Consider the following 12,890-nt stretch of genomic DNA (forward strand, 5'->3'; position numbering starts at 1 on the left):
TTACAATGCCAATGTATCGACCTGCAATATTAATGCATTGAGGCGAAATTTTATAGCAATTGCTGTAATGCCCCTTCCACGAGCGTAGAAGGTTTTTGTTTTGGGTAATTTCATGACTTGTGTACACTACCGTAGCCGAAGCGGGGAGAGGTTTGGAGAGCAAAAAGTTTGAGCATCGGCTGACGGCGTAGACTTGCCGAAAGCATCAAAGCTTTTCAACAGAGGGGTGAGACCAAATTTATCGAACTCACATTAAGTTATATCAGTGTGGGCAGAGAAAAATTTCCAATTGCCTGGATACAAAAATCATTGCCACCAAGTACTTACTACAGGCCAGCTCAACTCGCAGACAGTGCCTTGTGGAGAGTGAGGAAATCGTCGAAACTTACCTCTTAATTTTCGGGCTAAATCTTGAGCTTGGTCTGTTCCACCACCACCACTTTGATAGTTAGATTTGGATAGAATTCCAACTCCATTATCAATTATTTGCAAGCAATACTCGCTTGCTGAACGCGTACAAACAACATCAAGACGGGTAGCTCGTTGCGAATGTTTTCCGACATTACATAATGCTTCTTGCAAAAACAGGTACAAGCTTCGCTTTTGATCTGCATTTAGGTAGCACTCTTCTAGTGGCTCAAAATTGGGAGGAATAAAACTTTGAATTGTCTCAAATCCTTGAAATTTTCTTTGTAAGGTACTGTCATAAATATGATAAAGTAACTCAGCAATTGGAATTTGGAGATCGAGAACTACATTTCCCTCTAAGTAGAGACTGTCATTGCGACTCAGCATTTCTTGACTAAGAGAATCAGGGATACTTCGTAACTCCCGATTCACTTGTTCAAGTTGCGATCGCAATTTCTCAGTTTCTATGTCTTCTTCACCAAGACTCCTTAAAATGACAGCCAGAGTTTGCAGAGGGCCATTATGGATTGTCTCAAAACAGCGCTTGAGAGTTAAACTGCGTTGTTCGAGTAATGTTCTTAAATCTCGGTCGAAAAAAGATGTTGTCAGTCCTGCACCTGTTAGAGATAACAAGGTTGGTACTAAAGGAATCCACCAACCCACAACTAGGAGAATATAACAAATTCCCACAAGTCCGATGCTAGCTAACCCAAGGCTCAACAATGTTTTTGCCGGAGATTGCAGGATTAAACCCAGAATTATGCCAAATAAACCCCAAGTTAAAATCCATAAATATTCCCAAAAATCTGGCCACACTTTTAACAGTGGTCGTCCGTCTAAAACATTACTAATAATTTGGCTTGTGGCATGGGCATGAATCTCTACACCATAAATCCATTGATACTGATTAGCAGAATTTTCAACTCCTAAATCTCTAGTATAAAGTGTACGTTTGACTGCTGAAGTGGTAAATCTATCTTTGATACTGGAGGCAGTCATGCCAATAATCACGATGCGATCGCGAATCCAATTGGGATCAAATTTTTTAGTGAGGACATCTCTCAAAGATAAGGTGCGAAAAGGTTCGGGATGAGAGCGAAAGTTTAGTAATATCTGAAAACCATTAGCATCAGTTCCCACATATCCACCAGAATTGGGGAGAAAGCGAACTAGCCGACTCGAACCAAATTGAATCGGGTCGTAAGAATGACTGCCATGATCAAATACAATTCCTTGTTCGCGCAAATAGAATTGTGCTAAACACAGAGGTAAGGAGTATTTAAGTTTTCCCGTGTGAGTCTTACTTGCCAACAAGTTACGTCGTAGCTTGCCATCAGGGTCAACTATTACATCTGCAAAGCCGACTCGTTCAGCAGGTAACTCAGGCGGTGGCTTAACATTAAAAGTTCGTTTCTGATTTAATGCAACTTCAACTCCAATAATATTTACATTTTTTCTCAAGACAAGTGCGAAGTCTGCACGATCTGAATTAGTATCTTTGTCCTTAAAAAGATCCAGACCGATGACTCTAGGTTTGTAAGTATGTAGAATGCTCAACATTTTAGCAATTTTTCTATCCGGTATAGGATAGCTTCCTACATAGCTAATATCGTCTTCATCAATACCGACAATTACCACCCGTTGATCGATAGCTTCATTAGGCCGCACCCGTAATAATTGATCGAATACAAGCCACTCTTGTGATTGCAATAATCCTATTGAACGAGCAAGCATGAGAAATACTACTATTGAGAGTCCTGGCACCACTACTTCTCGCCAGAGTGGCAGTTGGTGGTGAACTTTTTTCCAAAAATTGCCTTTTATAGTAAGTACGAACTTCATCAATTAATTAATTAATCCGATTTTTCTAGCTGCGATCTCAATTTGAATTCTCAATTCTTTACCAGGTTCGTCATAAACACCCAGTGAATCTTGCAATCTAATCCAGTAATTTCTGACAGTGCGATCGCTTACTTGCATTTGTTGAGCGATCGCTTTATCTGTTAAGCCTTCTTGATATTTAAGCGTCAGTACCTCTATCCATTTTCGGTCAAATTCTGGGCGCGATCGCAATTCTGAAGACAAATAAATAGAGCCGCGTAGTACCAAATCAATAAACTTTAACATTTCCCGGATCGGTAAGGACTTATCCATAGCGGCAAACCCACCTTCATAGGTATTAATCATCGGTTTGAGACGTACTAACGGTTTGACATTGGTACTCAGCACCACTAAGTTAGGGGCAAGAGGGCTTTCCATCAAAGTTTTGATAAGTTGCATACCAACCTCCGTCTGGGCAAGAGCTTGAGGCTTTTCTGGTAGACATAAATCCACAATTAATAAATCTGGGTGGTAGCGTTCAAATTGCTGATATGCTGTCTGGGCATCCTGGGCTGCAAGGATTTCCGCTTCTGGATATTTCTCCTTTAGCGCTGGGATTGTACCTTGAAGAATTGCTTCATGGTCGTCAACGACTAAAAATTTTTGCAAAGTTTGCTTTGACTCTTGGCTCATAACTGGTGTAATTTTAATAGCTTTATTTAAAGTACCAAAAATAGAGTAAATCTAACTTTTTGTGACTAGAACTTAACTTACCATTTAGTTAAACTTATCGTTCAAAACTAGAATACAAATAATCAACTGACTGCGTGTTGCAGTTTGAGGAATTTAGTTTTCCAAAATTGGAAAATCAGCATTTTAGTTAAAGAATATGACAAATTGTTAAACTTGATGACGTAGTATGAGTACTGGTTGTGAGGAGTCAAGAAGTTTTGTGAAAGCTAAATTAAGGTGTTATCAAAGCTGGAAATCGCTGCTATTTGGTTCTGGGGCGATAACTATAACGGGATGCTGTGCTTTTGTAATGACTAGCCCCGTGTACGCCCAAATTATTCCTGATAATACACTTGAGGTCAATTCCAGTGTTGCACCAGGATGCACAGTTTGCACGATTGAGGGAGGAACAGTTCGGGGAAACAACCTGTTCCACAGTTTTAGCGAGTTTTCCGTACCTAAAGGTGGGGAAGCATTTTTCAATAATGCGACGCAGATTCAGAACATCCTGACTCGCGTTACAGGTAACTCAGCCTCAAATATTGATGGGATGATTCGGACAAATGGCACTGCAAATTTATTTTTAATCAATCCGAATGGAATTATCTTTAATTCCAATGCCTCCCTGAATATTGGCGGTTCGTTTATTGCAAGTACAGCTAATAGTCTTAATTTTAGTGATGGTATAAAGTTCAGCGCTGTAAATTCTCAAACTCCACCTTTGCTGACTATCAATGTACCCATTGGCTTACAATTTGGAACGAATCTGGCAAATATTCAAGTACAGGGTTCTAGTTTAGGAGTTAATCCTGGTCAGACCTTAGCACTTGTAGGCGGTAATGTGCAGCTTGATGGTGGTCAACTCATCGCTCCGGGTGGAAATGTGGAGTTGGCAGGTATGGCAGACACTGGTACAGTTGGTTTGAATATTAATGGCTCATCCCTTGGTTTAAATTTTCCTGATGGGGTTGAACGAGCTGATGTATCTCTGAGTAATGGCAGTGGTGTCAATGTACTCGCTGGTGGTGGAGGTAGTATTGCGATCAATGCCCGTTCCTTAGATATGACTGGAGGAAGTACAGAGCTACAGTCAGGGATAGCATCAGGGTTGGGTTCTGTTGACTCACAGGCGGGAGATATTGAAATTAATGCAACAGAGGCAATAAACCTGAATAGAAGTCGGATCTCTAATACCGTGCAATCAACGGCTGTAGGTAACAGTGGTGACATCAATATTACGACCGGATCGCTTTATACAAGAAATGGTGGTGTACTGAATACTGAAACCTTTGGACTAGGGGATGCGGGCAGTATAAACATAGTTGCCCGTGATACCGTTTCCTTTGATGGGACGACTAGCTCCAATAGATCGAGTCAGGCATCCAGCGCTGTACGACCAACAGGCGAGGGCAAAGGTGGCAACATCAACATCACAACTGGGTCACTTTCTGTTACCAATGGTGGTGAGTTGGTTGCTACCAACTATGGTGGAAAGGGGGATGCAGGTAGGGTAGATATCGTTGCCCGCGATCGCGTTGTCTTTGATAAAGGACTTGGTAATATCCCGACCGGAGCATTCAGCAATGTGTTCCCAAACGGGGTGGGCAACGGTGTCGGTATCAATATTACCACTGGGTCACTTGATCTGAAAAATGGCGCTGTATTGAATGTCACAACCCAAGGAAAAGGAAATGCAGGTAATGTGAATATAGTTGCCCGCGATACTGTTTCCTTCGATAGGGTTACCTCGGTACTCAGCGCAGTCAGCAAAGAAGCCGAAGGTCAAGGAGGCAACATCAACATCACGGCGGGGTCGCTTAGAGTCAGCAATGGCGCTCGACTGATTGCTGACACCTCTGGACTAGGGGATGCAGGCAGTATAAACATAGTTGTCCGTGATACCGTTTCTTTTGATGGGGCGAGTCCGACGAGTAGACGCAATAGATTCACTTGGGCATCCAGCGCTGTCCAACCAACAGGCGTGGGCAAAGGTGGCAATATCAACATCACAACTGGGTCACTCTTTGTGAGAAATGGTGGTGAGCTGATTGCTACCAACTATGGTGGAAAGGGGGATGCAGGTAAGGTAGATATCGTTGCCCGCGATCGCGTTGTCTTTGATCAAGGACTTAGTAATCTCCCGACTGGAGCATTCAGCAATGTGTTCCCAAACGGGGTGGGCAACGGTGCCGACATCAATATTACTACTGGGTCACTTGATCTGAAAAATGGCGCTGTATTGAATCTCACAACCGAAGGAAAAGGAAATGCAGGTAATGTGAATATATTTGCCCGCGATACTGTTTCCTTCGATGGGGTAAGTGCGGTAGTCAGCGCAGTGCAGCCAGGAGCCGAAGGTCAGGGAGGCAACATCAAAATCGCAACTGGGTCACTTTCTGTTACCAATGGTGGTGAGTTGGTTGCTACCAACTATGGTGGAAAGGGGGATGCAGGTAGGGTAGATATCGTTGCCCGCGATCGCGTTGTCTTTGATAAAGGACTTGGTAATATCCCGACCGGAGCATTCAGCAATGTGTTCCCAAACGGGGTGGGCAACGGTGTCGGCATCAATATTACCACTGGGTCACTTGATTTGAAAAATGGTGCTGTATTGAATGTCACAACCCAAGGAAAAGGAAATGCAGGTAATGTAAATATAGTTGCCCATGATACAGTTTCCTTCGATGGGGTAAGTGCCAATGGTACAAATGTCACCTCGGTAGTCAGCGCAGTGCAGACAGGAGCTGAAGGTCAGGGAGGCAACATCAACATCACGGCGGGGTCGCTTAGAGTCAGCAATGGCGCTCTACTCAGTGCTGCTACCTCTGGACTAGGGAATGCGGGCAATGTGAATATATTTGCTCAAGATACAGTCTCCTTGGAAGGAACGGGCAACAATGGAAGCCCCAGTCGAGTACTCAGTACTGTGGAATCGACAGGCGTAGGCAAGGGGGGTGATATTAACATTACAACCGGGATGCTGTCTTTGAAGGATAGGGCCCAAGTAACGGTGAGCAGTCAAGGGTCAGGAATTGCAGGCTCATTAATAGCTGAAGCTAACTCTATCTATCTTGACAACAAAGCAACAATCAGTGCTGACACAAATGGAGGACAGGGAAATATTAATTTGCGATCGCGCGACTTGTTGCTACTACGCCGAGGCAGCAGCATCACTACCAACGCTACTGGAAAGGCAGCTGGTGGTAATATTACAATTAATACTAACAACCTAGTCGCTGTTCCAAAAGAAAATAGCGACATTAGCGCCAATTCTGAAGATAGTTTTGGCGGTCGAGTAATTGTCAATGCTTCGGGCATCTTTGGCACACAGTTTCGTCTACAACCCACGCTATTAAGTGATATTACAGCTAATTCTGCTCGTGGTTCTGAATTTAATGGCGTAGTACAACTCAACACGCCTGATGTTAACCCTAGTCAAGGCTTAACTGCTCTGCCCACAAACATCATCGATACTTCCCAATTGATTGCCAATAGTTGCATTGCCCGAAATAAACGGCCAAAAGGGAAATTCATCATCACGGGGAACGGAGGTTTGCCAGTAATGCCAGATGACCCCTCAATTGCACCCTATCAGACTTATCAGATTCCAACTGTTCAGAGTGCAAGTATCTCAAGGAGACAAGAAAACCCTCTCAACCCCAAAAACCCTACTACTAGCAACAAACCTTACCATTTTGTTAAATCTGCGCCACTGATTGAAGCTGAGGAATGGATGTATGGATCTAATGGTGAGGTAATTCTCACTGCCTCTGCACCTACTGTTTCGCCTCACAATTCTTGGTCACAACTCCCTACTTGTTCGGGTTTATAAGAAGTTTTAGTTATTTTCATAAATTGACTTTCTAATTTTGTCAAGTCAATTTCCTAACTTGACAATGTGCATCTAATCAAATTTATCTATTGTAAAAGAGTGCAGTGCAGGCAAACACCTAAAATGCCAGCGCCGCACAGACTCAATTTACTAATCTCCCTGAATGGCAAGAGGATCAAACCAATTATGGTTGCCTCGCTAACTTGGGCTGGAGTCCGATGAAACTGGAACTATACAGCAGCACATTGACTAATATTCTTTCAAGTTTAACTAACTCATCGTTCGCGCAATCAAGAATGAGTTTGATGAAATAAAGGATAATATCCAAGCAGGCGATCGTTAACAAAGTAACTGGGACAGCATTAACCCACTTTTGAGGAGTACCCAAACTATACTCACGCTTTCCGGCTATCAAATTATTGACCAAATCGGTGAAAGCAGTAATTCTCTAATATATCGAGGCTACAGGGAAGCCGATAACCAACCTGTAATTCTCAAAACCCTGCGAGATGCTTATCCTTCGCCAGAACTCATTGCTTGTTACCAGCGTGAATATGACATTATCCACAATCTCCATCTCACAGGAGTTGTCCAAATTTACGCTTTGGAAATTCACCAACAACGGCCAGTCTTAGTGTTAGAAGATTTTGGCGGTAGTTCTTTAGCTCAATTGCAGCTAGCTGGAGAGATAGAGTTAGAACAGTTTCTCCAGTTAGGTAGTTCTATCGTCGAAAGCCTTAGACAAATTCACGCTGTTAACATCATCCACAAAGATATTAACCCTTCAAAGATTGTCTTTAACCCCAACACCAAACAACTTAAAATCATCGATTTTGGTATTTCTACTGTTCTGTCACGATAAACCCAATCATTCAAAAATCTCAATATTCTAGAAGGCACTATTACTTACGTTTCTCCTGAGCAAACAGGTCGAATGAATCGGGCGATCGACTATCGCAGCGATTTCTATTCTTTAGGAGTGACCTTTTATAAATTACTAACAAAAGAAGTGCCGTTTAAAGGGAATGATGCTCTAGCGTTGATTCATTGCCATATTGCTAAACAACCACCACTTTTAAGGGACAGGAAACAGGGGACAGGCGACAGAGAAGAGATTCCCCAAGTCCTTTGTGATATTGTGATGAAACTGATGGCGAAAAATGCCGAAGACCGCTATTAGTCTGCTTCTGGTATTCAGGCAGATTTAGAACAATGCTTGCATCAACTGCAAACCAATGGCAAAATTGATGTCTTTCCGTTGGGTAGTCAGGATGTCTGTGATCGGTTTATAATTCCGCAAAAACTCTATGGACGGGTAAGAGAACTTGAGACGCTATTGGCGGCTTTCAATCGCATTACCAATGGCACTACTGAACTAATATTGGTTGCAGGCTATTCTGGAGTGGGCAAATCAGCTTTAGTAAATGAGATTCATAAACTCATTACAGCCAAACGCGGCAATTTTATTACTGGTAAATATGACCAATACCAAAAAAATATTCCCTACTACGCCATTTCTCAAGGGTTCAATTACCTATGTAATCAATTATTGACCGAAAGCGAATCAGTTTTAAAACAATGGCAAGAAAAAATATTAGCTGCTGTCGGCAATAACAGATAGGTTTTAATTGAAGTCATTCCCAATTTAAAATTGGTGATTGGTGAACAACTTTCTGTAGCTCAGGTAGGCGGGCAAGAAGCCCAAAACCGTTTTAATTTAGTCTTTCAAAATTTTATCAAGGCTATTTGTCAGGCTGAACATCCGCTAGTTTTCTTCATTGATGATTTGCAATGGGCAGATAGTGCTTCGCTAAAACTGCTCAAGATTATTTTAGGCGATCGCAACATTCAAAATTTACTCATCGTCGGAGCCTATCGAGATAATGAAGTAGATTCCATCCATCCATTGGTGATGACTTTAGATGAGATTGAGAAAGAGGGAGGATCTGTATCCAAGATTCATTTAAAAAACCTAACTCCAAAAGATGTGAATGCTTTAATTGCAGAAGCATTGGGCTGTTCAACCATCTTTAGTCAGCCATTAACTAATTTGGTTTGCGAGAAAACTCAGGGTAATGCCTTCTTTATTACTGAATTTTTGAAATCTCTCTATACAGATATGCTACTTAGTTTGGATTATTCAAAAAAGCAGTGGCGCTGGGATTTAGAGCAGATTCAAGCCAAGGAAATTACTGATAATGTTGTGGAATTAATGACAATAAAAATTGTCAATCTGGCAGAAGGCACTCAGAAAAATTTGCAGTTAGCTGCTTGTATTGGGAATAACTTTGATTTATCCACATTGGCAGTTATTTCTCAGCAATCAGTCAAGCAAGTATTAGACCACTTATTACCAGCACTACAAGAAGGTTTAATTGTTCAAGTCCAAAACAAAATCGCTGTTAAGTATCTAGCTATTTATTGGCAATTAACCTTAAATCTGCTAGGGGCAACTGAAAATACTTGTCTTTTAAGTGGGGCAGCTTATCGGGAGGAGCAAATGCTATTTTGGCATCGGCAAGCTAGCGATCGCAACGGTCTGGCACATTTATATTTTTCAAAGCTTGTTCTGTGCTATCTTTTCCAAGATTTCCCGCAAGCCGCAGCCAATGCCCAAGAGTTGGAAAAGTATCTAAATGCAGTAATGGCAGGCACAATGATACCACATTTCAATTTATACGATTCTCTGACAGCCTTAGCTTTATATTCTGAGGCGCTGCCGTCTGCACAAAAAGGCTTATTAGAAAAAGTCACAGTCAATCAAGCCAAAATGCAGAAATGGGCGCAGCACGCGCCGATGAACATATTGCACAAACTTTATTTAGTGGAAGCTGAACGGTATCGTGTCTTAGGGCAAAAAGCAGAGGCCATTGAGATGTACGATCGCGCGATCGCCAAAGCTACAGTTCATGAATATCTTAACGAACAAGCGATCGCCAATGAACTCGCTGCCAGATTTTATTTCCAATGGGGCAAAGACAGAATTGCCCAAGATTATCTACTCAATGCCTGTTATGCCTACACTCACTGGGGAGCTAAAGCAAAAGTAGCAGATTTAAAAAAATGCTATCCCCAATTTTTCACCCAAGCCCAAAGAAACTCTCAATTTTCAACCTTTCAAACCATCTCTACTAGCAGTACCACCCCATCAACTTCCTTAGACTTAAATAGCGTCCTCAAAGCTTCCCACATTCTGGGGCGAGAAACAAGCTCGATACTTTACTGACCAAATTAATGACACTCGTTATCGAAAATGCTGGGGCAGAAAAGGGTTATTTACTTCTCAACCAACAGGGAGAATGGCAGATTGCAGCATCAGGAACAATTGACTCAGATGCAGTTAAAGTCAGAGACGCTATCCCCATCGAAACCTTCAGTAAAACAATATTATTTAATGCTATTATCGATTACGTTGTTCGTACCAAAGATAGTGTTGTGTTAAGCGACGCTGCTAATGTAGGTAACTTCACTCGTGATTCTTACATTCATCAACAACAACCTAAATCTATCTTGAGTTTTCCCCTCCTCAATCAAGGCAAATTGATCGGGATTGTCTATTTGGAAAATAATCTCACAACTGGAGCGTTCACCCCAGAACGGATGGAAATTCTGAATTTGCTATCTTCCCAAGCCGCTATCTCTATTGAAAATGCTACCCTCTACAACACCTTAGAACTAAAGGTAACCGAACGAACTCAAGAACTGTCTCAAGCTCTAAAAGACCTGAAAGCTACCCAAAAGCAACTGGTGGAATCTGAGAAAATGGCGGCTTTAGGTGGTCTTGTGGCTGGAGTTGCTCATGAAATCAATACTCCTGTAGGCACCAGTATCACTGTCGCCTCTACCCTGGCTGATGAAACCCGTTTGTTTATTACGGCTGTCGAACAAGGTAAATTAAAGCGTTCAGTCTTAAACAACTATCTGGAGATTGCCAGAGAAAGTACTGACCTGATTCTCAGTAACCTCAATCGTGCCGGAGAACTGGTGCAAAGCTTCAAGCAAGTAGCTGTGGATCAGACTAGTTTGGAACACCGGACATTTTTAGTCAAGCAGTATTTGGAAGAAATTATCACCAGCTTAACTCCCAAACTCAAACAAGCTTCCCATACCCTGACTGTGACAGGAGATGAAACTGTCACCATCAACAGCTATCCTGGGGCTTTGGCGCAAATTTTCACCAACTTAGTGATGAATTCCTTAACTCATGCCTATCAACTTCACGAATCAGGGCAGTTGCGTATTTAGGTGAAGCGAGAAGGCGAGCGTATTGTGATTCAATATAGCGATGATGGTTGCGGCATTCCACCAGAAAACTTAAACAAAATTTTTGAGCCTTTCTTCACCACTGCTAGGCAACAAGGAGGCAGTGGTTTAGGTCTGCATATTGTTTACAACTTAGTCACTCAAAAGCTACAAGGGACAATTCATGTTCACAGTCAGGTAGAAAAGGGAACCCTATTTACAGTGACACTACCTCTGTCCACAAACTATTAAATTTTTTTGTTCTTTTTAACAAAGTTGGTTGACAATGTTTAACGATACCCATATATCTCTCTCACCAACAGATGATGAAGTCTTCGTGTTTGAAGATGAACAAGAGCAGATAAGTGATAAAACTCACTTAACTCTGTTAGAGGTAGAGAGTCAGGGACAAGAGACTTCTAAAGCTTGGAAAATGATGATTGTGGATGATGATGTTGAAGTCCATCAAGCAACCAAGCTGGCTTTGAGAAGTTTTACCTTTGAGGGCAAACCTTTAACTTTTCTCTCGGCTTTTTCGGCAACAGAAGCCAAAAAGCTAATTTTAGTTCACCCAGATACCGCGTTTATTTTATTAGATGTGGTGATGGAAACTAATGATGCTGGGTTAAGGGTGGTTAAGTATATTCGGGAAGAGTTGAAAAATCAGATTGTGCGGGTGATTTTACGCACAGGACAACCAGGAGATGCGCCTGAAGAATCAGTGATTTTGAATTATGACATCAATGATTATAAGCTGAAGGTGGAACTGACTCGCCAAAAGTTAATTACAAGTGCGATCGCGGCTTTAAGATCATACCGCGATTTAATCACTATAAAACAACAAGCAGCACAGTTAACTCAAGCATTACACGACCTGCAACAGACACAATACAGTCTCGTGGAAAAGGAAAAAATGTCGTCACTGGGCAACCTTGTTACAGCTATTGCCCACGAGATTAATAACCCGATTAACTTTATTGCAGGCAATATGAAACCTGCTCAGGAATATATTCACGACTTGTTGGCACTAATCGACCTTTATCAGCAAACCTTTCCAGATCCGGGAGCAGAAATTGAGTCAGCGATCGTCACAATCGATTTAGAATACCTGCAAGAAGACTTGCCTAAACTCATCTCTTCCCTGAAAGAAGGTAGCGATCGCATCCGGGCAATTAGCGCCAGTCTCCGCACCTTCTCTAGGGGAGATAGCGATCGCAAAGTTCCTTTTAATATTCATGAAGGTATTGAAAGTACATTACTCATCCTGAAACACCGATTAAAAGCCAATGAGCATCATCCTGTAATTGATGTAGTCAAAAGTTACGGGGAAATACCTCAATTAGAATGCTTTCCTGGGCAGCTCAACCAAGTGTTTATGAATCTCATCGCCAACGCCATTGATGCTTTGGAAGAATCTAACAAAGGGCGTAGTTTTCAACAAATCGAAGATAATCCCAATCGCATCACAATTGTTACTACACTATCTGAAGATCGGCATCACGTCTTGATTCGAATTCAAGACAATGGCGAGGGAATGTCGGAAAATGTCAAGCAAAAACTGTTTGGTTACTTATTTACCACCAAGCCAGTAGGCAAAGGTACAGGTTTAGGATTGTCGATTTCCCGGCAGATTGTGGAAGAAAAACATGGTGGGCAACTGACGGTGATATCTGAGTTAGGCAAAGGCACAGAATTAGCGATCGTCATTCCAGTGCTGAGTTAGGAGTTTGGATGAAGCCGGGGAGCAGGGGGCAGTGGGCAAAGGGGAGAATAAAAATTACCTCTTTCCCGTCTGCTCCCTGCTCCCTGCTCCCTGCTCCCTGCTCCCTGCTCCCTGCTCCCTGCTCCCTGCTCC

Annotated in this window: 6 protein-coding genes and 2 pseudogenes; 6 read left to right on the forward strand and 2 right to left on the reverse strand. The window is 42.2% G+C overall.

All coding sequences use genetic code 11. The features are described 5' to 3' along the window. Positions 1–306: 306 nt before the first annotated feature. Together V7K48_RS11560 and V7K48_RS11565 are read right to left on the reverse strand one after the other, a co-directional pair. The gene (locus V7K48_RS11560; RefSeq protein ID WP_335072491.1) at positions 307–2,250 is read right to left on the reverse strand and encodes a CHASE2 domain-containing protein; all 1,944 of its coding nucleotides are present in this window, start codon (positions 2,248–2,250) and stop codon (positions 307–309) included. Between the two features lie 3 nt (positions 2,251–2,253). Then, positions 2,254–2,922: a response regulator transcription factor gene (locus tag V7K48_RS11565; protein WP_335072493.1), complete on the reverse strand. Its 669-nt coding sequence runs from the start codon at positions 2,920–2,922 to the stop codon at positions 2,254–2,256. A 349-nt stretch (positions 2,923–3,271) separates the two neighbouring features. On the opposite strand from V7K48_RS11565, the gene V7K48_RS11570 reads away from it, so the two are divergent. From V7K48_RS11570 to V7K48_RS11595, 6 genes and pseudogenes are all read left to right on the forward strand, one after another. Next, positions 3,272–6,793 carry a two-partner secretion domain-containing protein gene (locus V7K48_RS11570; RefSeq protein WP_335072495.1) on the forward strand — a complete coding sequence of 1,174 codons (3,522 nt, stop codon included), beginning with the start codon at positions 3,272–3,274 and terminating at the stop codon, positions 6,791–6,793. 373 nt (positions 6,794–7,166) lie between these two features. After that, a pseudogene (locus tag V7K48_RS11575) lies at positions 7,167–7,973 on the forward strand (serine/threonine protein kinase). Positions 7,974–8,051: 78 nt separating this feature from the next. Further along, positions 8,052–10,019 (forward strand): annotated as a pseudogene (locus V7K48_RS11580) (ATP-binding protein). Between the two features lie 8 nt (positions 10,020–10,027). Continuing rightward, positions 10,028–11,038, forward strand: a complete 1,011-nt coding sequence (locus tag V7K48_RS11585) for a GAF domain-containing sensor histidine kinase (RefSeq protein WP_335072497.1) — start codon at positions 10,028–10,030, stop codon at positions 11,036–11,038. After that, positions 11,039–11,287 carry a sensor histidine kinase gene (locus V7K48_RS11590; RefSeq protein WP_442949433.1) on the forward strand — a complete coding sequence of 83 codons (249 nt, stop codon included), beginning with the start codon at positions 11,039–11,041 and terminating at the stop codon, positions 11,285–11,287. It abuts the gene before it with no gap. Positions 11,288–11,321: 34 nt separating this feature from the next. Beyond that, the gene (locus V7K48_RS11595; RefSeq protein ID WP_335072501.1) at positions 11,322–12,758 is read left to right on the forward strand and encodes an ATP-binding protein; all 1,437 of its coding nucleotides are present in this window, start codon (positions 11,322–11,324) and stop codon (positions 12,756–12,758) included. Positions 12,759–12,890 lie beyond the last annotated feature (132 nt).

The organism is Nostoc sp., from assembly GCF_036919615.1.
Classification (GTDB): Bacteria; Cyanobacteriota; Cyanobacteriia; order Cyanobacteriales; family Nostocaceae; genus Nostoc.

Bases quoted from the DNA above. Each gene is read 5' to 3' on its own strand.
- V7K48_RS11560 (WP_335072491.1), bottom strand. From the start codon at position 2,250: ATGAAGTTCGTACTTACTATAAAAGGCAATTTTTGGAAAAAAGTTCAC.
- V7K48_RS11565 (WP_335072493.1), bottom strand. From the start codon at position 2,922: ATGAGCCAAGAGTCAAAGCAAACTTTGCAAAAATTTTTAGTCGTTGAC.
- V7K48_RS11570 (WP_335072495.1), top strand. From the start codon at position 3,272: ATGACTAGCCCCGTGTACGCCCAAATTATTCCTGATAATACACTTGAG.
- V7K48_RS11585 (WP_335072497.1), top strand. From the start codon at position 10,028: ATGACACTCGTTATCGAAAATGCTGGGGCAGAAAAGGGTTATTTACTT.
- V7K48_RS11595 (WP_335072501.1), top strand. From the start codon at position 11,322: ATGTTTAACGATACCCATATATCTCTCTCACCAACAGATGATGAAGTC.